This window comes from Bradyrhizobium manausense, assembly GCF_018129685.1.
GTDB classification, from domain to species: Bacteria; Pseudomonadota; Alphaproteobacteria; order Rhizobiales; family Xanthobacteraceae; genus Bradyrhizobium; species Bradyrhizobium manausense_D.
In genome coordinates, this window is sequence record NZ_JAFCLG010000022.1 from 1 (window position 1) to 20,840 (window position 20,840).

Sequence of the window (20,840 nt, forward strand, 5' to 3'; positions counted from 1 at the left end):
TACTACGGCAAGCCGGGCCCCGTCGTCATGCTTCAGGGCTGGCTCGAGTTCCAAGCCATGAAACGCGGCACCAACCTAATGATGCGCCACCGGGAAGACCGAAGCGATGTGTGAATCCGGTAGCCCCCAAGGGGGAGGGTCGATCGCGCGGAGCGCGAGCGGGGTGGGGTGATCTCTCCACTCGGGCATCGCATCCGCCGAGAGACTGTCACCCCGCCCGGTCTCACATTTCGCTTAGCTCCATGTGAGCCGACCCTCCCCCTCCAGGGGAGGGTGACACCTTCACTGCGGCTCAGGCACAGTCGACTGCATCTCTGTCAACCCGTCATCAGGCTAGGACATCCCGCTAAGGATTGCGCCTGACGTGGTCTTGAAGAGTTCATCATCTCCACCCATGTTGTGGCGCCCGCGGGTAGAAGACTACCCTGCTTTTTCCGCGGCTTTATGCGAGGACCTGGGATGACTGGACCGGACGGAAGCGAGCCATTTGTCAAAACGCACGATTTCGTTCATTCCAGGCCTTACGCCATCGCAGGCCTTCTCGTCGCCGCCTTCGCGCTCAGCGGTTGCGGACAGCCGACCCCGCAAGCGAGCGCTCCGCCGCCTCCGCCGGTGACTGTTGCACAGCCGGTCAAGCGCACCGTCACGGATTGGGATGAGTACACGGGCCGCTTCGACGCGGTCGAGGAGGTGCAGGTGCGCCCCCGTGTCGGCGGCTTCGTCAACTCGGTCGAGTTCCAGGACGGCGCGATCGTGCATCAGGGCGATCTGCTCTATGTGATCGACCCGCGCCCGTTCGAGGCGGTGGCGGAGCAGGCGGACGGCCAGCTCTCCGATGCCCGCGCCAAGGTGGAGCTCGCCAAGCGCGAGCTCGATCGCGGCCTGAACCTGGTGCAGACCAGCGCGGTCTCCGAGCAGGTCGTCGACCAGCGCCGTCAGGCCTTGCAGGCCGCGCATGCCGCCGAGACCCAGGCCGAGGGCGCGCTGAAGGCGGCCCGGCTCAACATCGAGTTCACCCACGTGACCGCGCCGCTCACCGGCCGCGTCAGCCGCCACCTCGTCAGCCCCGGCAACCTCGTGCAGGGCAGCGACACCGGCACCTCGACGCTTCTCACCTCGATCGTCTCGCTCGACCCGATCTACATCTATTTCGACATGGATGAGACGACCTTCATCAAATACAGCAAGCTCTGGTCCGAAGGGAAACGCCCCAGCTCGCGCGATACCGCGAACCCGGTGCAGGTGACGCTCGCGGGCGAGACCAAGCCGTCGCACGAGGGTTCGGTCAACTTCCTCGACAACCGCCTTGATGTCTCCACGGGCACGCTGCGCAGCCGCGCCGTCGTCAAGAACACGGATCTCTCGATCCTGCCCGGCCAGTTCGGCCGTGTCCGCCTGATCGGCAGCGCGCCCTATGAGGCGCTGCTCATTCCCGACGTTGCGGTGGCGACCGACCAGTCGCGCAAGATCGTGTTCGTGGTGAAGCCTGACGACACTGTGGAAGCACGGCCCGTCGTGCTAGGGCCGCTCGATGACGGCCTGCGCGTCATCCGCGAAGGGCTGAAAGCCGAGGATCGCGTCATCGTCAATGGCATCCAGCGCGCCCGCGTCGGCGCCAAGGTCGCCCCGTCTCCTGCTCCAGCGCCGGCCGGTAACAAGTCATGAATCTTGGCCGTCTGTCCATCAACCAGCCCATCCTGGCGATGGTGCTGTCGATCGTGCTCCTGATCGTCGGTACGCTCGCTTATTCGACGCTGCCGATCTCCGAATATCCGCAAGTGGTGCCGCCGACCGTCGTCGTCACCACGCAATATCCGGGCGCTTCGGCGCAAACGGTTTCCGACACCGTGGCCGCTCCGATCGAGCAGCAGATCAACGGCGTCGAGGACATGCTGTACCTCTACAGCCAGGCGACCTCGAACGGCCAGCTCACCATCACCGTCACTTTCAAGCTCGGCACCGACCTCGACAAGGCGCAGGTGCTGGTGCAGAACCGCGTTGCGATCGCGCAGCCGCAGCTCCCGGACGAGGTGCAGCGCAACGGCGTCGTCACCCGCAAGAACTCGCCCGACATCCTGATGGTCGTGTTCATGCTGTCGCCGGACGATACGTTCGATCAGCTCTACATCTCCAATTACGCGCTGCTCCAGGTGCGCGATCAGCTGCTGCGCATCGACGGCGTCGGCGATATCCAGATTTTCGGCGCGCGCGACTATTCGATGCGGCTCTGGCTCGATCCTGATCGCATCGCCAATCTCGGCTTGACCTCCACCGAGGTGCTGGCCGCGATCCGCGCCCAGAACGTCCAGATCGCAGGCGGCCAGATCGCGGAGCCGCCGATTGCCGATCGCGCTTTCCAGCCCAACCTCGTGTTTACGGGACGGTTGAAAGACCAGAAGCAGTTCGAGGATATCCTGATCAAGGCCGGCTCTGACGGCCGCACGGTGCGACTGCGCGACGTCGCCCGCATCGAACTTGGCGCGCTGGCCTACTCGACCAACAGCTTCCTGTTGCGAAAATCCGCGGTCGCGATGTTGGTGACGCAGCGGCCGGGATCGAACGCGCTTGCGACGGCGAAGAACATTTCCGACACGATGGCGAGGCTCAAGGAGAGCTTCCCGAAAGGCCTCGATTTCAATATCGGCTACAACCCGACCGAGTTCATCGCTCAATCCGTCCACGAACTGATCAAGACGATCTACGAGGCCATGCTGCTGGTGGTCGTCGTCGTGCTGGTGTTCCTGCAGGGCTGGCGTCCCGCGATCATCCCGATCATCGCGATCCCGGTCTCGCTGGTCGGCACCTTCGCGGTGATGGCGGCGCTGGGCTTCTCCATCAACAATCTCACGCTGTTCGGGCTCGTGCTCGCGGTCGGCATCGTCGTCGACGACGCCATCGTCGTCGTCGAGAATGTCGAGCGCCATCTCGAACATGGCCTCAGCCGGCGCGACGCGGCGCTGAAGACCATGGAGGAGGTCGGCGGCGCGCTGGTCTCGATCGCGCTGGTGCTCTGCGCCGTGTTCGTGCCGACCGCGTTCATCGGCGGCATCTCCGGACAATTCTTCCAGCAATTCGCCGTCACGATCGCGGTTGCGACCGCGATCTCCTGCTTCTGCTCGCTGACGCTGTCGCCTGCGCTGGCCTCGCAGATCCTCACCCCGCATGAGGAGAAGCGGCCGCCCGCCGCCTGGAATCTGCTCGCGCGCGGGTGGAATGCCTTCACGGGCGCCTTCAATCGCGTCTTCGATCGGCTCTCGCATGGCTATGCGGGTCTGGCCAATTTCGTGATCCGGCACTCCGTGGTGATGCTGCTGATCTATGTCGTGCTGATCGGCAGCGCGGGCTGGCTGATCGGGACGACGTCGCAGGGCTTCATCCCGACGCAGGATCGCGGCTACGTCATCATATCGGTGCAATTGCCGGGGGCGGCATCCTTGGCGCGGACCACCGAGATTGTCCGGGAGATCGAGCGGACCGCGCTGGACACGCCAGGCATCATCCGCGTGGCCGCCTTCGCCGGCTTCTCGGGCGCGACACGAACGCAGGCTGGCAACGCGGCTGCGCTCTTCCCGGTGTTCGATGAGCCGGAGGTGCGGCTGAAGAAGGGCCTGACGGCGAATGCCATCACAGCCGAGCTGCGCAAGCGCCTCGCCGCGATCCAAGGGGCCTTCATCATCGTGATTCCGCCGCCCGCCGTGCCCGGCATCGGCACCGGCGGTGGCTTCACCATCCGCATCCAGGACCGGCAGGGGCGCGGGCCGGAGCTGCTGGCATCCGCCACCGACGAGCTCGTCGCCGCCGCGCGCAAGTCGCCGGCGCTCCTTGCCCCCACGGTGTTCTCGCCCTTCTCGGCCAGCACGCCGCAGTTGTTCGTCGACATCGATCGCACCAAGGCGCAGAAGCTCGGCGTGCCCATCGCGAACATCAACGACACGATCCAGACCTATTTCGGATCGACCTATGTCAACGACTTCAACCTGTTCGGCCGCACCTACCACGTCACCGCGCAGGCCGACTTCCCGTTCCGCAAAGAACCCAGCGATCTTGCACGCCTGCGCACGCGCAATGCAGCCGGCGACATGGTGATGCTCGGCAGCGTGGTCGACTTCAGGGATGTCTCGGGGCCCGACCGCGTCGCGCGCTACAATCTCTATGCGGCGTCCGAGCTTCAGGGTGAACCAGCGCCGGGCGTAAGTTCGACCACCGCGCTCAACGCCATCAAGAAGCTCGCCGACGACACGCTGCCGAGCGGCTTCTCCTTCGAGTGGACTGATCTCTCCTACCAGCAGATCAACGGCGGCAATGCCGGCCTCTACGTGTTCCCGATTTGCGTGCTGTTCGTCTATCTCGTGCTCGCCGCGCAATATGGCAGCTGGACGTTGCCGTTCGCGGTGATCCTGATCGTGCCGATGTGCCTGCTGGCCGCCACCATCGGTGTGCGCATCATGGGCCAGGACGTCAACATCCTCACCCAGATCGGCTTCGTCGTGCTGGTGGGACTTGCGGCGAAAAACGCGATCCTGATCGTCGAATTCGCGCGCGACATCGAGAAGGAGGGCAAGCCGCGGCTGGAGGCGGTGATCGAGGCCTGCCGGCTGCGCTTGCGGCCGATCCTGATGACGTCCTTTGCCTTCATCCTCGGCGTGCTGCCGCTGGTGATCTCGTCCGGCTCGGGTTCCGAGATGCGCCAGGCCGTCGGTGTCGCCGTGTTCTTCGGCATGATCGGCGTCACGCTGTTCGGCCTGCTGTTCACGCCGATCTTCTATGTGGTGGTGCGGAACCTGGCCGAAGGGCGGAATGAGAAAGGGGCGGCGGCGCCGTAGGTGTTAATGATGCCAAAGGCGCATTCCCAATCACCGTGTCATCCCGGCGAAGGCCGGGATCCATAACCACTAGGCGTAGTTCGGGGCCAGCTGGTGATTGCCAGTCTTCATCAAATGCTCCTTGTGGCGGGTCCCGGATCTGCGCGCGCTTTGAGCGCGCTTGTCCGGGACGACACCGCTTGCTTGGTGCGCACGGCCCATACTAACGATCAACGCCAAACCGGATGGGCATGCGCGCCGTTCTTCACTACACTCCGCGCGATTTCAAAACAGAACACTGCTGGGAGCAACGAATGAAATCAGCACTTTTGGCCGCTGTCGCAACGTCGGTTTTGTTGTTTGCCGCGCCGGCCTCCGCGCAAGGCGTCAAGATCGGAATCCTCAACGATCAGTCGGGCGTCTACGCCGACTATGGCGGCAAGTATTCAGTCGAAGCCGCGAAGATGGCGATCGAGGATTTCGGTGGCGAGGTGCTCGGCCAGAAGGTCGAGATGATCACCGCCGATCATCAGAACAAGCCTGATCTCGCCACCTCCATCGCGCGGCGCTGGTATGACGCGGACAATGTCGACATGATCACGGAGCTGACGACGTCGTCGGTGGCGCTCGCCGTGCAGGAGCTGTCGAAGGAAAAGAACAAGATCGATATCGTGGTCGGCGCGGCGACGTCGGCCATCACCGGTGCGTCATGCGTGCCTTACGGCTTCCACTGGGCGTTCGACACGCATGCGCTCGCGGTCGGCACCGGCGGCGCGCTGACCAAGGCCGGCGGCGACACTTGGTTCTTCCTCACGGCTGACTACGCCTTCGGCTACGCACTGGAAAAGGACACCAGCGAGATCGTCACGGCCAGCGGCGGCAAGGTGCTGGGCTCGGTTCGCGTGCCCCTCAACTCGTCGGACTTCTCGTCCTTCCTGCTGCAGGCGCAGAGCTCGAAGGCGAAGATCGTCGGCCTCGCCAATGCGGGCCAGGACACCGCCAACTCGATCAAGCAGGCCGCCGAATTCGGCATCGTTCAGAGTGGCCAGAAGCTCGCCGGCCTCCTGATGACACTCGCCGAGGTGAACGGTCTCGGCCTGCAGGCCGCGCAGGGCCTTGTGCTGACCGAAGGCTTCTACTGGGATCAGAACGACACGACGCGTGCCTTCTCCGAGCGCTTTTTCAAGCGCACCGGGCGGATGCCGAGCATGATCCACGCCGGCACCTATTCGGCGACGCTGAGCTATCTGAAGGCGGTGAAGGCCGCCGGCACGAAGGACAGCGAGGCGGTCGCGAAGAAGCTGAAGGAGCTGCCGGTCGACGATGCCTTCGCCAAGGGCAAGGTGCTCGCCAACGGCCGTATGGTCCACGACATGTATCTGTTCGAGGTCAAGAAGCCCTCCGAATCGAAGAAGCCGTGGGACTATTACAAGCAGCTCGCGGTCGTCCCCGGCGACCAGGCGTTTGCGAGCGCGAAAGACAGCGGCTGCCCGCTGACGAAGTGAGGCGACGCTGACACCCCAAGCTCGCTGTCGTCCCGGACAAGCGCGCCCAAAGCGCGCGCCGATCCGGGAACCATAGCCACAGGCAGGTGTGGTTACGAGGACTCGGAGTTGTCGGCTTGCGCCCCGATTTCTTCCTGTGGTTATGGATCCCGGATCAGGCGCGCCTCGGGGCGCGCTTGTCCGGGACGACTGCAGAATGTTTGGCGGCGGATTGCCCCCTCACACCAAACTTCGCACCACCGCTCCCAACGCGCCCACCCACAGCGCGATGGCTGCGACGCTCTGGATCAAAAACCCCGGGCCGCGCTTGGCGGCCGACTGCGTGTAGCCGACAAAGTAGGCGATGCGGCCGATGATCCAGACCACGCCGATCGCTGCTGCGATCGCGTCGCCGATGTAAAGTGCGAACAGCCAGAGCGACGGCAGAAAAATCGGCATCCATTCCAGCGTGTTCATCTGGATGCGGAAGGCGCGCTCGAAATCCGGATGGCCCGAGGTCGCGGGCACCTTGATGCCGGTCCTCGCCCGCGCTCGCGAGACGTTGATGCTGGTGAAGAAATAGAACAGGACGGCAAGCAGCGTGACGAGGGCGGTAAGCTGATACATCGTAGATCCCCTGAGCAGCCGCGCTTCAATAGCCGGTCAGCTCGAGATAGCCAACGCCCTCATGCGTGCCGGCAAAGCTGATCGGTCCTTCCCAATAGGAAAAGCCAGTCCCCATCCAGGCCTTCGGATTGAGCGGCTTGCAGGAAATCGAGAAGGAGCGCGACGGAATCGCAATCTGCCATTCCACCGGCAGCTTGCGACCGGCCACGTCCGCTGTCGCTTTTGGCGTCATCTGGATGTCGCTGCCCGCAATCATCTGCGTGTCGCCGGCGGCGCTGATCCAGTTGCCGAACGGATAATCCCTGCCGTCCTTCTGGCGCAGCCGGTACAGCATCAGCTTGTCGCCGGAGGATAGATGCAGCGACAGCCAGTCCCAGCCGGTCTGGTCGGCGTCAAGCGGCTGGCTGCTCCATTCCCGGTCCATCCAGGCCTGGCCGGTGACATCGACCTGGATGTCGTCGATGGTGAGCGTGCCGTGCGCGCGGTAGAATGGCTGGCTGTAATAATACGACGCCTGCCCGCGCTCGGACTTGCGGCTGTAGCCGCCGTCGCCCTGCAAGACAACAGGACGATCGGCCTCCAGCGTCAGGGCGTAGCTGAAATCCGTGCCAGAGGCCTTTAGCGTCACCGGCGACAGCGTGCGATCGTCGGTGCGCTCGGACCCCTTCATCTCCCAATTGTCGATCCATGCGGCGAACGGCTTGGCCTCGACGTTTGCCTGACCGATGCCGCCGCGCGAAAACAACTCGTTGAAACGATGAATACCGGCGCGCGTCACCGCGGCGTGTGCCATCCAGATCTGCTGATTGGCCCAGCCTTCGGCCTGCGCCCCCGGCCGGGCCGCCTGACGGAACAGCGTCCATTGCAGCCCGCAGGCAGCACCATTGCCGTCGACGAGATTCGCCGTCAGATACCACCACTCGATGCGAAACGCCGGGTGCGGTCCGTGATCGGCCGGGAACGCAAATGTCTTTCCGGGCGTCACCTTCGCAAAGCCGTCGGCGGACTCGCCAAGCCCGGCATATCCTTGCGCACCGGCGCGGCGCGCGAAGGCGAGTGCGGCGATGCCGCCGGCAAAGGCGCGCCGCGAGAGTTTGTCAGCGCTCATTGGCAAACACCTTGACGAGGCTCGCGGGCTGCATCCGCGCCAGCCGCAGGACCGGTAGCAGGGCGGCCAGCAGCGAGGCGACCAGCGCGACCGCAACCAGCTCGACCAGTTGCAGCGGAAACACATGGAACGGCAGCCGCCAGCCGAATGCCTTCACGTTGACGATTGCGATCAGGCACCATGCCACCAGGAGCCCGAGGGGCACGGCGAGCAACGACGTGAACAGCGCAACCGACAACGTCTTGGTCAGCTCGATCGCGGCAAGCCGCGGCCGCGTGATGCCGATGGCCCAGAGCGGCGCGAGCTGTGGCAACCGCGAATTCGCCAGCGTGAGCAGGCTGGTCAGCAATGCTATGCCGGCAACGCCGAGCGTGAACGCATTCAGCGCCGACGTCACCGCAAAGGTGCGGTTGAAGATGCGAATCGATTCCGCCTTCACGGTGGCCTGGTCGGCCACGGCGCGATCGTCGAGTGCGAACTGTTTCTGCAAGGCCGCGATCAGTCCGGGAATTCTGTCGCGCGGGACGATGAGCCCGATCCGCGTCTGCGGCGTTTGCGGAAACTGCCGGAGCAGCGCGGCGACATTCACCGCGAGCTGGCCTTTGGGATTGCCGTAATCGGCATAGATGCCGACGATGTCCAGCTCCCAGGTCCCGCCCGGCGCCGGCACCTCGATGACGTCGCCGACGCGGACATCGAGACGGCGGCTGAGCTGCTCGCTGATGAAGGCGGCATTGCCCGGCACCAGCCGGGTCCAGGCGCGCGGCGCGGTTTCCAGGAGCGGCCAGCGCTCGCGATAAAGTGGATGATCGGGCAGGCCCAACACTTCCACCGGCTGGCCCCGGACCTGCGTTTCTGCCCGCCCGCCGGACAGGATCGCTTGAACCTCGCTGCGGTCCTTCAGCCAGTTGCGGATCGCAAGGCTCTGCGCGTTGTCGGCGGCGCTGATGTAGACGTCGGCGGCGAGGCGTCCGTCGAGCCAGCCGATGAAGGTGCGGCTGAACGTTTCCACCATGGTGGACACCCCGACATTGACGGCGAGCGCGAGCAGCAGCGCCATCAGCGCCAGCGATAATCCGGAGAGCTGCTGCCGGCTGTCCGCCCAGAACCACAGCGCCAGCGGTCCGCGCGCAAGGCGCTGGCCGGCGCGCAAGAGGATATCGAGGAGGGCCGGCAGGATCAGCGCCGCGCCGAGCATCAGCGCCGCCAGCAGGCCGAACCCTGCGATTAGCGATTGTCCGTAGGAGAGCAGGAGCCCCGCCACCGCGAAGACGGCGCACGCGGCTGCGCTTTGCAGGATCAGCCAGCGCCGCTGCCGTTGCTGCCAGGCGTGCGGCTGCGCGGTCGCAAGCACGGGCATCCTGATCGCCTTGATCAAGCTGGTCGCGGCCGCGACGATCGCGCCGGCAACGCTGATGCCGATACCCGCAAGCCACCATTCGGGCCGCAAGCTGAGCTGCCCCGGAATTGGCGCGCCATAGAGCCCGCGCAGCGACGCGGCGACATCGGGCAACAGCGCGGCCGCAATGAAGTAACCGCAGACGAGCCCGATGAGGCCGGCGATCAGCGAAAGCGCCACCAGCTCGACGACCAGCACGGTGTTGACCAGCCGCGCCGAGGCGCCGCACGCGCGCAAGGTGCGCAACATCGGCAGCCGCTGCTCGAACGCGAGGCCGACCGCGGAATTGACGATGAAGAGACCGACGAAGAACGATAGCAGGCCGAAGGCCGTGAGGTTGAGGTGGAAACTGTCGGTCAGCCGCTCCAGCTCGGTCTCGGCGGTCGGTTCTATCAGCTTCAACCGGTCGCCGACCACGCTTGGCAGCGGCGTCGGCTTGCCTTTGGCCTTGCCGATCAACAGGCGCGAGACCTGATCCGGCTTGTTCAGGAGCCGCTGCGCGACGCCGATATCGACCACCAGCACATCAGGGACAAGCTGCGGCAGCACATGCAGCGGCGGCAGCGTTGCGCCGCTGCTGATCGAGGGCGTTGCGCCTTCGCTCTCTTGCAAATCGCCCAGTGTCTCCCGCGCCACCAGCGTCTGGCCGGGCGCTGCGACGAAGCTGCTCAAGTCCGCGGCCCCGAGCCGCGGCGCATTGCCGACGTCGGCCGGCAGCGTCACCGGCTCGATGCCGAGCAGCCGCATCGAGCGCCCGTTGATCTGAATCCGGCCTTCCAGCACGGGCGAGACCGGCCAGCCCGCGCGGCGGAGCTTGACGAACAGGTCCTGCGGGAAGGTCGCCGCGTCGGGCGCGATCAGCATCGCCGTCCGCACGCCGCCGAACGTCGCGGCCGCCCGGTCATAGGCGCTGCGGGCCTGCTGGTTGATCGCCTGCACGCCGCTCCACAGGGCGGTGGCCGCAATCAGGCCGATCAGCAGCGTCGCGAATTGCATCCGGTGCCGGCGCCAATGGCTGAGCAGCACCGCCAGCACCCACAGCGCGCGGCTCATGCGATCCGCCCCGCATGGAGCACGATGTGCCGGTCGAGCGTGCCGGCCAAGTGCAGGCTGTGCGTCACCATCAGGAAGCCGCAGCCGGTGCGCGCGACGAGGTCGCGCGTCAGCGCCAGCACGTCGTCGGCGGTGGCCTCGTCGAGGTTGCCGGTCGGCTCGTCCGCGAGCAGCAGCGATGGTTTTGTCGCGAGCGCCCGGCCGATCGCGACCCGCTGCTGCTGGCCGCCTGATAATTGCTCTGGATAGCGCTTGAGCAGGCCGCCGAGCCCAAGCCGTTCGACCAGCTCCTTGGTCCAGGCCGCATCGTGGCGGCCGGCGATCCGCGCCTGGAAGGCGAGGTTGTCCGCGACCGACAGGCTCGGGATCAGGTTGAACTGCTGAAAAACGAGGCCAATCCGGTCACGGCGCAACTCGGCACGGCCGGCATCGGCGAGTTCGGTGATCACGGTGTCGTCGAGCCGTATCGTACCCTCATCGGCGGCGTCCAGCCCGGCGATCAGGTGCAACAGCGTGCTCTTGCCGCTGCCGGATTCGCCCGTCAACGCGACGCGTTCGCCGGCGGCGAGGTCGAGATCGACGCCGCGCAGCACGTGAACCGGCTCTGCGGCCGAGGTGAAGGTTTTGGACAGGTTTCGGATGCTCAGCAAGATCAGTGCGCCGGACGGAATGAACTCAATGTTGCGTAGCACACTTGCCGTGGAAATGCCGGGGTTGCGTTGCCGATCAAGCCGTTGTTAGCTCCCAGGACGGCCAAATCAAAAGTGCCGACAAGAAGACATACGGGGAGAATGATGAGCGCTCAGGGAACGCCGTCCGCGGCGGCTAAGATGGCAGGGATGTCCCAAGGGACCGCAAAGGCAACGCCGAAGGGCGCCTGGACCGTCACATTTCTCCTCTTTCTCTTCATGGTGGTGAATTTTGCCGACAAGATCGTCGTCGGCCTCGCCGGCGTGCCGATCATGACCGATCTGAAGCTCGAGCCTGCGCAATTCGGCCTGCTCGGCTCCTCGTTCTTCTTCCTGTTCTCGGTCTCGGCCATCGTGGTCGGCTTTATCGTGAACAAGGTCGCGACACGCTGGGTGCTGTTGACGCTTGCGGTGATCTGGGCGCTGGCGCAGTTTCCGATGGTCGGCACCGTCTCCTTCACCACGCTCCTGATCTGCCGCATCGTGCTCGGCGCGGGCGAAGGTCCGGCCGCCTCGGTGGCGATGCACGCCATCTACAAATGGTTCCCCGACGAGAAGCGTACGTTGCCGACCGCGGTCCTGACGCAAGGCTCGGCCTTCGGCGTCATCCTGGCCGTGCCGGCGCTGAACTGGGTCATCGTCAATCATTCCTGGCACTACGCCTTCGGCGCGCTCGGCGTGGTCGGCCTGATCTGGGTCTGTGCCTGGCTGGCGCTCGGCCAGGAGGGTCCGCTCGAGGACACGAAGGCGCTCGCCGCCAATGAGCCGAAAATCCCCTACGTCCAGCTTCTGACCTCGCGCACCTTCCTCGGCTGCGTGTTCGCGACCTTCGGCGCCTATTGGGCGCTGTCGCTTGGCCTCACCTGGTTCACCGCCTTCATCATCGCCGGTCTCGGCTTCTCGCAGCAGCAGGCCGGCTTCATCTCGATCCTGCCCTGGGTGTTTGGTGCCACCATCGTCATCCTCACGGGCTGGATCTCGCAGGTCATGATGGCGCGCGGCTACACCACGCGCATCTCGCGCGGCGTGCTCGGCTCGGTGCCGCTGATCATCGGCGGTCTGATCCTGGCGTCGATGCCGCACGTCTCGGGCGCCGGTCTCCAGATCGCCCTGCTCGTGGTCGGCTCCGGCCTGTGCGGCGCGATCTACGTCGTCTGCCCGCCGATGCTGGGCGAGTTCACGCCGGCCTCGCAACGCGGCGCCGTCATCGCGATCTACGGTGCCCTCTACACGCTCTCGGGCATCATCGCGCCGATGGTGATGGGCACCGTAATCCAGCGCGCCGGCAGCATGCTCAACGGCTACATGACCGGATTCACCATCAACGCGGTGGTGATGATCGGCTCCGGTGTCATCGGCCTGCTGCTGCTCTGGCCGAACACCGAAAAGGCCAGGCTGATGCGTGGCGCGGCTCCGCGGGAAGCCGAGCTGAAGGGTGTGGTGTTGCCGACGTAAGGTTGGCCCTGCTGCCAGCCCAAGCCACAACCGTCGTCCCGGCGAAGGCCGGGACCCATACCCCCAGGGAGTGGTTTGGCGAAGACTCGGAGTGGGAGCTCTGCGCTCCAATTGACTTTTGTGAGTATGGGTCCCGGCCTTCGCCGGGACGACACCCGATTTGCGCTACGCCTTGCCTTGCGTTTTCCGTTCGGTGAACGGCGACAGCACCACGGTTGCCAGCATGAAGATCACCGAAGCGCCGAACACCCAACGGGGCGCGCTCTGGTCCATGATCCAGCCGAACAGCAGCGGCGAGACGATGCCGCCGAGATTGAAACCGGTGGAGACGATGCCGAAGGCGCGGCCCGCCGCACCCGGAGGTGCGGCATTGCGCACCAGCATGTCCCGCGACGGCGCAATCACGCCGGAGAGAAAGCCGGCGGTCGCCATCGTAGCGGTCAGCGCCCAGCCGGGCAGCGTGACCAGCGCGATCAGCAGCACGATGGCTGCATTCGCAGCAAAACAGGCGGCTGCAACATAGCCGTGGCGCTCGGTGTGGTCGGCCAGGAAACCGCCCGCGAGCACGCCTGCGGCACTCGCGCCGAGGAACGCCGTCAGCGCGACATTGGCGATGGAATAGGTCGCGCCGTAGCCGCTCATCAGCGCGACCACGCCGAAATTATTGATGCCGGCCACCGACAGGCTCAGCAGCATGAACAGCATGGTCAGCGTGATCAATGCAGGCGTGATGACGGCCTGCCTGGGCATATCGGCGTTGCCGGGCTTCGTCTTGTGCGCGCCGGCATCGGGAATGGCCATGACCACCAGCAGCAGCGCCACCAGCGCGCCGATCGCGCCCGATGCGAGCAGCGCGCCCATGCCGCCGGACACCGTGATCAGCGCAGCGACGATCGCCGGCGCAACGGCACCACCAAAATAACCGGCAAAAGTGTGCACCGAGAAGGCGCGGCCCATCCGCGCTTCGTCCATGTGCTCGGCGAGAATCGCGTAGTCGGCAGGATGGTAGACGCTGTTGGCAAGGCCGAGCAGCACGGCGCAGGCGATCAGCGAGACGTAACTCAGATGCAGGCCCAGCATGATCAGCGCGAGCCCGCCGAGCGTCAGTCCGCCGAGCAAAATCCTGCGCGCGCCAAAATGGTCGACGAGATAGCCTGTCGGCGCCTGGGTCAGCCCCGAGACGACCGCGGACACGGTCAGAGCGAAGCCGAGTTCGACATAGCCGACGCCGAGCTGACCTTTCAGGAACGGGAACAGCATCGGCAGGACCAGCAGATGGAAATGGCTGACCCAATGCGCGATCGAGATCCCGGTCAGCGTGCGTAGCGCGCTGTCCGCCTTGGCTTGTTGCGGTGCGGCGAGAACGTCGACCATTGCAGTTCCGTTTCAGTCTCAGGAAGCGCAAAATATCGGGCTGTCAGGTTATTTGTCCATGAACGCAGGCGCATGGCAGGTAGTGCGGGTGGGGGCGTCGATCCGCTGTCGCGACTGGCAGATCATCCGGATAAGCTGCATGCCCATCGTCGTCCTGGCGAAAGCCAGGACCCATACCGCGAGATCTCTCGATCGCGATCGGTCGCAGTACCGGACGATAATCCTCCGCCAAACTCCTCCCTGGGGTAATGGGTCCTGGCTTTCGCCAGGACGACGTTAGGATATTGCCCGAGCGCGCGTAGGCCACTCCTCACAACGGCTCGTCGTCATTCCCGTAGCGGTCACGCTTGGGCGTGGCGATGTCGCCGTCTTCGTCATCGTCGTCGGTGTCGCGCGGCGGCTCGGGCTTCCTGGCCTTCTCCTCGACTGTCTTCGTCTTGGGCGGCTCGCTCGGCTTGACTGATTTGGCCATGGCTGTTCCGGGATGGTGATGCGTCATCCGCTTCTAGCCGCAAAGTCTATGCGGTTGCTGACTTATCTCAAGCCCGCGACAATGACGTCAGCCGTGCACCACAGGCCCGCCCGCCTTCTTCCAGGCATCGATGCCGCCGGCGATGTGAGCCGTGTTGGAAAGCCCGGCCTCCTTGGCGGCGGCCACAGCCATCGCCGAGCGCTCGCCGAAGGCGCAGAAGAACACGACGCGGCGCCCCGTCGCGGCGGCAACCTCGCGCAGCATACCGCCGGGCTTGAGGCTTTCCTCGACGCTCGGATAGGGCGTGTGCAACGCGCCCTCGAGCATGCCGTGCTTCATCCGCTCGTTGCTCTCGCGCAGATCCACCAGCAAGATATCGGGCCGGTGCAGCGAGCGGATCGCTTCGGCCGCGCTCAGCGCACGGCCCTCCTTCTCCAGCTCTTCCTGATGCAGGCCGACGCGCATGTTGGCCGGCACGGCCACATCCATCATCTTCGGATTGGGCAGCTTCAGGTTCGCCATCAGCTCGATATATTCGTCGACCGAGCGCACCTGCAGCCGCGGATTATAGCGCTTCTCCTCGCCGATGGTGGAGACGGTGTCGCCCTTGTAGTCATGCGCCGGGAACACCATCGTCTCGTCAGGCAGCTTGAGGAGGCGGTTGAAGATCGAATCATATTGTGCACGCGACGAGCCGTTCTGGAAATCGGTGCGGCCGGTGCCCCGGATCAGCAGCGTGTCGCCGGTGAAGACGCGGTCGCCCATCAGGTAGGAATAGGAATCGTCGGTGTGCCCGGGCGTGTACATCACGTCGAGCGAGAGACCTTCGATCGTCACCTTGTCGCCGTCGGCGACCCGCATGGCCACGACGTCGGCCTTGGTCTGATCGCCCATCACGGTCATGCAATGGGTGCGGTCACGCAGCTCGCCGAGGCCGGTGACATGGTCGGCGTGCAGATGGGTGTCGACCGCCTTGACCAGCTTGAGGTCGAGCTCGCGCAGCAACTGGCAGTAGCGGTCAACCTTCTCCAGCACGGGGTCCAGGATCAGCGCCTCGCCGCCGGGGCGGCTGGCCAGGAGGTAGCTGTAGGTTCCCGAAACACTGTCGAAGAGCTGGCGAAAGATCATGGCAAGACCCGGCGTGAACTGGTTTCGAGGATTCTACTACGCCGGCGAGCCAGAAGAGAAGCAACACGCTGTTGAAATAGGAAATTTTAGAAGATTTTTCTCGCGGGGCCCCCGGGTATCCCGGGCGTCTATCCCGCAATGCCCGGATTGTCATCCACGCCCTTCAGCGTGACACCGCTGCCGAGCCGCTCCTGAAACATCCGGCCTGAGCGCAGATATTTGCCGACTACGTCCCACACAGGTGCGCCCTGCTGGCCGTTGACCGAGGCCCAGCCCGCGACCTTGTAGCGACTGCTGGCGTCGAGCGCCTTGCCGTTGGCGAGCTTCAACTCCGAGACGCGGCTGCCGATCGCGTTGGTCGGGCTACAGGTGTAGCTGAGCCCGCCGGCGCGAACCATGTCGCCCCCCTGCTGGTAATAGGGATCGGCGTTGAAGAGGTTGTCGCAGACGTCTTCCAGCACGTCCTTGATCTCCGCGCCGGTCATCTCCTGCACATAGGTCTCGGGATAGGTGATCGCGGTCTCCGCGAGCACATCCTCCATCGTCATCGGCTGGCCGGGGAGCGAGGTCGTGCCCCAGCGGAAGCCGGGCGACAGCGCGATCTCGGCGTCGAGCTCGGTCCGCAGCGCGGCGCAGATCAGCTCGTCGACGGGGCCGGCGAAATTGTCGCGGCGATACAGCAGCCGGTCCGGCGTTGCGATTTTCTCCAACCAGTCGATGGCGTGCGGTGCGCGCAGCTTTCCGATCAGCTCGGCCATGGCGAGATCAGGCTTCAACAGCTCGGAATAGACCGGCAGCAGGTGATATCTGATGTCGCTGACCTTGCCCTTGTCGAGCGCGAGATCGAGCACGGCGAGAAATTTGCCGTTCGACCCGGCATTGGTGACGAGCGTGGTGCCGTTCGGGTTCTTGACTGCGATCGGCTGCGGCACAGCATCGTGGGTGTGGCCGCCGAGGACGACGTCGATCCCGCTGACGCGGCTTGCGAGCTTGAGGTCGACGTCCATGCCGTTATGCGACAGCAGGATCACCGCATCGACCTTGTCGCGGGCGCGCAAGGCATCGACATGCTTCCGCAGCTCTTCCTCGCGAATGCCAAAGGTCCAGTCCGGCGTGAATCGCTTGGGATGGGCGATCGGCACATAAGGAAAGGCCTGGCCGACGATCGCGACGCGATAGCCGCCGAGCTCCTTGATGACGGACGGCTTGAACACGCGTCCCGTCGCCTTGTCGAAGGCGGCCGCGTCATTAAAAGCGGCTTCCTCGGTCAGGAACACGTTCTGCGCCAGAAACTCGCCCTTGAAGTGCTCGAGATTGTCGCGCAGCGCCTGCTCGCCATAGGTGAATTCCCAATGCCCGGTCATCGCCTCGATGCCGAGCAGATTGGCGGCCTCGACCATGTCGCGGCCCTGCATGATGTTGGCAAGGCCGGTGCCCTGCCAGAGATCGCCGCCATCGACCAGCATGGCGTGCCTGTCGCCGACATCGCTGCGCAGGCGGTCGATCAGTGTCTTCAGATGGGCGAAGCCGCCGAGCTTGCCGAAACGGCCCGCGGACTTCTCGAACTCGACGCTGGTGAAGGCATAGGCGTCCGCGCTGTCGGGCCGGATGCCGAAGCGCTCGAGGAAGGCATGGCCGACCAGGTGCGGTGGTCGTCCTGCCATCTCGCCGATGCCGATATTGACGCTGGGCTCGCGGAAATAGACCGGGTTGAGCTGCGCATGCGTGTCGGTGGTGTGCAGGATCCGCGCATTGCCGAAACGCTCGATGTCGTAAATGCTGGCAGCCTCGGCGCCGCGCGCAAGCCGCGGCAGGGCAAGCGATGCGGCGGCAATTGCGGAGCTCTTCAGGAATTCGCGGCGGCGGATCGCCATCACACATTCTCCGCGCCGGTTCTCGGCAGTTCGACAGTTTGGTCCAATCTAGCGGATTTCCATCGCCTTCCAGGCGTCTTTTTCGGATGTCGCCTGGAAGACCGAAGCCTTGGCCAGCGCCTCGGCCTCTTTTGCTGCCGCCACGGCGCCGTCGAAATCGCCACTCTCGCCCGCCTTCCTGGCGGCCGCCAGCGTCGAGACGGTGGTGGTCCACTGGTTGCGCATGCCGGCTGCCTCCTTGGCTGCAGCCTCCGCGGCGGCATAGGCCGCCTTGTAGTCCGCTTCATTTGCCGCGCGCGCGAATGGCGCGAGGCTCAAGCTCAGCAACATGGCCAGGGTAAGTGACCGCTTCATGGCCGCGCTCATGGTCGTGCTCATGGCCGCGCTCCCGGACCCGAGATCGGCAGGCCGTTGGCGACGTAAGAGAGGAAGTATTCGACGTCGCGATATTCATCCGCTTGCGGCTCCAGCGGGACTGCGCGGGTCTGGCTGTTGCAGGTGATGAAGCGGCGGCTGGTCGTGCCCATGCCGCTCCATTCGGAGCGATAGATCGGCATCGCATTCAGGATACCCAGCGCCGGCGCCAGGATCTCGGCGCGGATGCGTTCGCCCGGGCTCTGCACATGACAGCTCGCGCAGGAGAAATTCAGCTGGCCGCGGCGGGTGTAGAAATAGCGCTTGCCGTTCTCGAACGCTGCGAGCGCGCGCGGATCGTCGGGAATCCTGATGTCCATCGGCTTGCCGCGCGAGGTGAACGCCATATACGCCGTGAGCGAGGCCATCTCGTCCTTGACGTAGGAGTAGGGCGCCTCGCCATTGGCCTCGCGGCAGCGGTTGAGCGCGAGCTCCAGCGTGACGACCTTGCCTTCGGCGGTGTCGAAATAAGGATAGTTCTGGCGAATGCCGATGCCGCCATTCGGGAAGCAGTCGGCATAGGTCTTGCCGTTCTTGAACGGCGTTGCAAACATCTCCTTGCCGGCATCGAGCGCGAACTCGTAGGGCGGGAATTCTTCCTTCTCCTGCCACTGCCGCTTCATGTCCTCGTTCAGGGAATAAGGACCGTTGACGAAATCCTCGCGCTTGATGTTCGGAAATTTCCGGACGAAGAAGTCCTGGAACGCCTTGGCATCAGCGACGGGATCGACCTTGTCGGCCGCGACCACGCGCGGGGACGCGAGCGCGAACGCGACGAGCGCGGCGCTGAGCGAACCAAGGAGGAGAGACGCGCGGGCCTTCATCAGGCAATCTTCGCGGTGATCGTATCCGATCCGCCCTTGTTGTCGGTCCAGGAGATCGTGAGATCGTCGCCCTTCTTGGCGCCCTTGAAGCTGAACTTGACGTAAGGGTCCTTGGAAACGGCGGTGCCCCAATTGGCGACGAAGACGTCCTTGCCGTTACATGCGAACTTAAGCTCCTGGATGTAGTGCGCAGGGATCAATTCGCCCTTGGCGTCCTTGACCAGGCCAGTGTCCATGGGGTGCTGGATCAGCGTCTGCACCTCGGTGATGTCGCCGTTTGACGTTGCGCGGACGCGAATGCTGGATGCCATGTTCGATCTCCTCCTCGCGCCTTAGCCGCCGCAGCCGCCGACGGTGACCTTCACTTCCTTGGTCGCGCTGTAGAGTTTGCCGTCGGCTTCCACGATCGCGGTCACGTTGCTGGTCTTGGCCATCTTCAGGCGGTTGGCGACAGCGGGGATCGTGCCCTCGGGAAACTTGTAGCTTGCCGCGAGCGCGTTCGGATTTTCGGCGACGAAGAAGGAGATCGAGGTGACCTTGTCGAGCGTCGTCGTCACGGACATCGGCACCACGCCGCCATTCTCCGCGATCTCGGGCGCATCGAGCTTGATCTTGTCGGAGGGCTCGGCGGTCCTGCCGTAGAGCGCCTTGAGCGCATCGGCCTCGTTCTTCAGCTTGAACGCTTCTTCCGGATATTTGTCGTTGGCTGCGGCGCGCGCAGGCGCGAATGGCAGATTGCCAAGGCCGACCAGCGCGACCGTAGCTGCGCCCTGAAGAATCAGGCGCCGCGTCGGATGAGGGTCGTCATGCGTCGTCATGGTAAGTCTCATCTGAGTGTTCCCTGGACCCGCCATTACAGCGTCTGCAGGAAATCAACGATCGCGTTGATCTCCTGCTCGGTCAGAATGCGGTTGCGGCCGAACGGCGGCATCATGGTCTGCGGGTTGCGCTTGGTCTCGTCGAACAGGATTGCGACCAGTTCGTTACGATCGGGGTATTTTGCCTTCAGGTCCTTCAGCTCCGGCCCGATCGTGCCGGGCAGATCGCCGCCCTTGATGGCATGACAGGTCAGGCAATTGCCCTTGCCGCGGTCGAACGCGATCTTCTGGCCTTCAGCAACCGCGGACTGCGCCCACGCCGGACGCGCGGCGAGTCCCGTCAGGACGGCCAGCGCGAGGAGCAGGGCGGGCTTGCGAGGAAAGGCGGTCAAGGCGTCGTTCCGGGGCTTATGTCCGAAAAAGATAGTGTTCAAAAGCACAAAGGACATGCCGTGACAATCAAGACTATGCAGGCCGCAAAATGGCGTTAATATCTGCCGCATTGCAACTGTAGAGATCAATCGTTCATCAAGCCGGCCTTGTCTGGCACTGTTTTGGGGCCTTTGGCCCCGGCTTGCGTTTTCGTCTGCTTTCTCGTTTTCCGGGGACATGAATTGGCTGACTATGTCGTTGAATTTGGCAGGGATGGCGGGCGGGTCGAACCCGATGGCCGTCTCGATGCACCGGCCTTCCATCGCAATCACGAGCCGATCTGGGCGGCGCTCGAAAGGCATCTCGCTGGGCGGTCGGGCGACGTCATCGAGGTCGGCAGTGGAACCGGCCAGCATGTGGTTCATTTCGCCGGCCACACGCCTGATCTCGTCTGGTGGCCGAGCGACCTTAACCAGCGCCATGTGAAGAGCATCGAGGCCTGGCGCGTGCATTCGGGCCTCACCAACGTCCGCAGCCCCTTGCGGATCGATCTGGCTGATCCCGACTGGTGCCCGGAGATGAAGAGCGGACAGGGGCCGAAGGATCTTGCCGCCGTGTTCTGCGCCAATGTCATTCATATTGCGCCCTGGGCGGTGGCCGAGGGTCTGTTCGCCGGTGCCGGCCGATATTTGCGGTCCGACGGCGAGCTGTTTCTTTACGGCCCGTTCAAACGCGACGGCAAGCACACCGCGCTCAGCAACGCCGTGTTCGACACCTCCTTGCGCGAAGGCAATCCCGACTGGGGCGTGCGTGATCTCCGCGATGTCGAGGCGCTGGCGAAAGGTGTGGGCCTGAGGCTCATCGACACGATCGAGATGCCCGCCAACAATCTGACGCTGGTGTTCGCGCGCTGAGCCGCAACGCCCTCACCCGCAAGCGGGAGAGGC

Annotated in this window: 18 protein-coding genes; 5 read left to right on the plus strand and 13 right to left on the minus strand. The window is 64.6% G+C overall.

Going from position 1 to position 20,840, the window contains the following annotated elements:
- The first annotated feature begins 459 nt into the window (after window positions 1-459).
- From JQ621_RS30335 to JQ621_RS30345, 3 genes are all read left to right on the plus strand, one after another.
- The gene (locus JQ621_RS30335) at window positions 460-1,665 is read left to right on the plus strand and encodes an efflux RND transporter periplasmic adaptor subunit (RefSeq protein WP_212240473.1); all 1,206 of its coding nucleotides are present in this window, start codon (window positions 460-462) and stop codon (window positions 1,663-1,665) included.
- Window positions 1,662-4,823 (plus strand): efflux RND transporter permease subunit, encoded by a 3,162-nt coding sequence (locus JQ621_RS30340; protein ID WP_212240474.1) that lies wholly within the window; start codon window positions 1,662-1,664, stop codon window positions 4,821-4,823. The genes JQ621_RS30335 and JQ621_RS30340 overlap by 4 nt, the downstream gene beginning before the upstream one ends.
- A gap of 293 nt (window positions 4,824-5,116) precedes the next feature.
- A complete protein-coding gene (locus JQ621_RS30345) occupies window positions 5,117-6,307 on the plus strand; it encodes an ABC transporter substrate-binding protein (RefSeq protein WP_212240477.1) in 1,191 nt (396 codons plus the stop codon).
- 219 nt (window positions 6,308-6,526) lie between these two features.
- On the opposite strand, the gene JQ621_RS30350 is transcribed toward JQ621_RS30345, so the two are convergent.
- Genes JQ621_RS30350 through JQ621_RS30365 form a run of 4 tightly spaced genes read right to left on the minus strand, consistent with a single transcriptional unit; the run spans window position 6,527 to window position 11,123 of the window.
- Window positions 6,527-6,913, minus strand: a complete 387-nt coding sequence (locus JQ621_RS30350; protein WP_212240479.1) for an MAPEG family protein — start codon at window positions 6,911-6,913, stop codon at window positions 6,527-6,529.
- Between the two features lie 25 nt (window positions 6,914-6,938).
- A complete protein-coding gene (locus tag JQ621_RS30355) occupies window positions 6,939-8,021 on the minus strand; it encodes a lipocalin-like domain-containing protein (protein ID WP_212240481.1) in 1,083 nt (360 codons plus the stop codon).
- On the minus strand, window positions 8,011-10,473 hold the full coding sequence (locus tag JQ621_RS30360; protein WP_212240483.1) for an ABC transporter permease: 2,463 nt from the start codon (window positions 10,471-10,473) through the stop codon (window positions 8,011-8,013). The genes JQ621_RS30355 and JQ621_RS30360 overlap by 11 nt, the downstream gene beginning before the upstream one ends.
- Window positions 10,470-11,123, minus strand: coding sequence for an ABC transporter ATP-binding protein (locus JQ621_RS30365; RefSeq protein WP_212240485.1), 654 nt, complete (start codon window positions 11,121-11,123; stop codon window positions 10,470-10,472). Before JQ621_RS30365 ends, JQ621_RS30360 begins: the two co-directional genes overlap by 4 nt.
- Window positions 11,124-11,267: 144 nt before the next feature.
- Between JQ621_RS30365 and JQ621_RS30370 the strand changes: the two genes are divergently transcribed.
- Complete coding sequence (locus JQ621_RS30370; RefSeq protein WP_212240487.1) at window positions 11,268-12,617, plus strand: MFS transporter; 1,350 nt, start codon at window positions 11,268-11,270, stop codon at window positions 12,615-12,617.
- Window positions 12,618-12,782: 165 nt separating this feature from the next.
- On the opposite strand, the gene JQ621_RS30375 is transcribed toward JQ621_RS30370, so the two are convergent.
- From JQ621_RS30375 to soxX, 9 genes are all read right to left on the minus strand, one after another.
- Window positions 12,783-13,991 carry an MFS transporter gene (locus JQ621_RS30375; RefSeq protein WP_212240488.1) on the minus strand — a complete coding sequence of 403 codons (1,209 nt, stop codon included), beginning with the start codon at window positions 13,989-13,991 and terminating at the stop codon, window positions 12,783-12,785.
- A 310-nt stretch (window positions 13,992-14,301) separates the two neighbouring features.
- The gene (locus JQ621_RS30380) at window positions 14,302-14,463 is read right to left on the minus strand and encodes a hypothetical protein (protein WP_212240489.1); all 162 of its coding nucleotides are present in this window, start codon (window positions 14,461-14,463) and stop codon (window positions 14,302-14,304) included.
- An 87-nt stretch (window positions 14,464-14,550) separates the two neighbouring features.
- Window positions 14,551-15,591, minus strand: a complete 1,041-nt coding sequence (locus JQ621_RS30385; protein WP_212240490.1) for an MBL fold metallo-hydrolase — start codon at window positions 15,589-15,591, stop codon at window positions 14,551-14,553.
- Between the two features lie 128 nt (window positions 15,592-15,719).
- Complete coding sequence (gene soxB / locus JQ621_RS30390; protein WP_212240491.1) at window positions 15,720-17,465, minus strand: thiosulfohydrolase SoxB; 1,746 nt, start codon at window positions 17,463-17,465, stop codon at window positions 15,720-15,722.
- 48 nt (window positions 17,466-17,513) lie between these two features.
- Window positions 17,514-17,819, minus strand: a complete 306-nt coding sequence (locus tag JQ621_RS30395) for a hypothetical protein (RefSeq protein ID WP_212240585.1) — start codon at window positions 17,817-17,819, stop codon at window positions 17,514-17,516.
- A gap of 20 nt (window positions 17,820-17,839) precedes the next feature.
- Complete coding sequence (gene soxA / locus JQ621_RS30400) at window positions 17,840-18,703, minus strand: sulfur oxidation c-type cytochrome SoxA (RefSeq protein WP_212240492.1); 864 nt, start codon at window positions 18,701-18,703, stop codon at window positions 17,840-17,842.
- Entirely contained in the window at window positions 18,703-19,014 is a 312-nt protein-coding gene (gene soxZ / locus JQ621_RS30405; RefSeq protein WP_212240494.1) for a thiosulfate oxidation carrier complex protein SoxZ, read from the minus strand. The genes soxA and soxZ overlap by 1 nt, the downstream gene beginning before the upstream one ends.
- 21 nt (window positions 19,015-19,035) lie before the next feature.
- Window positions 19,036-19,521: a thiosulfate oxidation carrier protein SoxY gene (gene soxY, locus JQ621_RS30410; protein ID WP_212240586.1), complete on the minus strand. Its 486-nt coding sequence runs from the start codon at window positions 19,519-19,521 to the stop codon at window positions 19,036-19,038.
- A 35-nt stretch (window positions 19,522-19,556) separates the two neighbouring features.
- Window positions 19,557-19,913 carry a sulfur oxidation c-type cytochrome SoxX gene (gene soxX / locus JQ621_RS30415; protein ID WP_212240498.1) on the minus strand — a complete coding sequence of 119 codons (357 nt, stop codon included), beginning with the start codon at window positions 19,911-19,913 and terminating at the stop codon, window positions 19,557-19,559.
- Between the two features lie 222 nt (window positions 19,914-20,135).
- On the opposite strand from soxX, the gene JQ621_RS30420 reads away from it, so the two are divergent.
- A complete protein-coding gene (locus tag JQ621_RS30420) occupies window positions 20,136-20,807 on the plus strand; it encodes a DUF938 domain-containing protein (protein WP_212240500.1) in 672 nt (223 codons plus the stop codon).
- Window positions 20,808-20,840: the final 33 nt, after the last annotated feature.

Excerpts from the sequence above, each read along its gene's own strand:
- soxB (WP_212240491.1), bottom strand. The coding sequence starts at position 17,465 with ATGGCGATCCGCCGCCGCGAATTCCTGAAGAGCTCCGCAATTGCCGCC.
- JQ621_RS30370 (WP_212240487.1), top strand. The coding sequence starts at position 11,268 with ATGAGCGCTCAGGGAACGCCGTCCGCGGCGGCTAAGATGGCAGGGATG.
- JQ621_RS30380 (WP_212240489.1), bottom strand. The coding sequence starts at position 14,463 with ATGGCCAAATCAGTCAAGCCGAGCGAGCCGCCCAAGACGAAGACAGTC.
- JQ621_RS30335 (WP_212240473.1), top strand. The coding sequence starts at position 460 with ATGACTGGACCGGACGGAAGCGAGCCATTTGTCAAAACGCACGATTTC.
- JQ621_RS30345 (WP_212240477.1), top strand. The coding sequence starts at position 5,117 with ATGAAATCAGCACTTTTGGCCGCTGTCGCAACGTCGGTTTTGTTGTTT.
- JQ621_RS30340 (WP_212240474.1), top strand. The coding sequence starts at position 1,662 with ATGAATCTTGGCCGTCTGTCCATCAACCAGCCCATCCTGGCGATGGTG.
- JQ621_RS30360 (WP_212240483.1), bottom strand. The coding sequence starts at position 10,473 with ATGAGCCGCGCGCTGTGGGTGCTGGCGGTGCTGCTCAGCCATTGGCGC.
- soxA (WP_212240492.1), bottom strand. The coding sequence starts at position 18,703 with ATGAAGGCCCGCGCGTCTCTCCTCCTTGGTTCGCTCAGCGCCGCGCTC.
- soxZ (WP_212240494.1), bottom strand. The coding sequence starts at position 19,014 with ATGGCATCCAGCATTCGCGTCCGCGCAACGTCAAACGGCGACATCACC.
- JQ621_RS30350 (WP_212240479.1), bottom strand. The coding sequence starts at position 6,913 with ATGTATCAGCTTACCGCCCTCGTCACGCTGCTTGCCGTCCTGTTCTAT.
- JQ621_RS30355 (WP_212240481.1), bottom strand. The coding sequence starts at position 8,021 with ATGAGCGCTGACAAACTCTCGCGGCGCGCCTTTGCCGGCGGCATCGCC.
- JQ621_RS30375 (WP_212240488.1), bottom strand. The coding sequence starts at position 13,991 with ATGGTCGACGTTCTCGCCGCACCGCAACAAGCCAAGGCGGACAGCGCG.
- JQ621_RS30385 (WP_212240490.1), bottom strand. The coding sequence starts at position 15,591 with ATGATCTTTCGCCAGCTCTTCGACAGTGTTTCGGGAACCTACAGCTAC.
- JQ621_RS30395 (WP_212240585.1), bottom strand. The coding sequence starts at position 17,819 with ATGAAGCGGTCACTTACCCTGGCCATGTTGCTGAGCTTGAGCCTCGCG.
- soxY (WP_212240586.1), bottom strand. The coding sequence starts at position 19,521 with ATGACGACGCATGACGACCCTCATCCGACGCGGCGCCTGATTCTTCAG.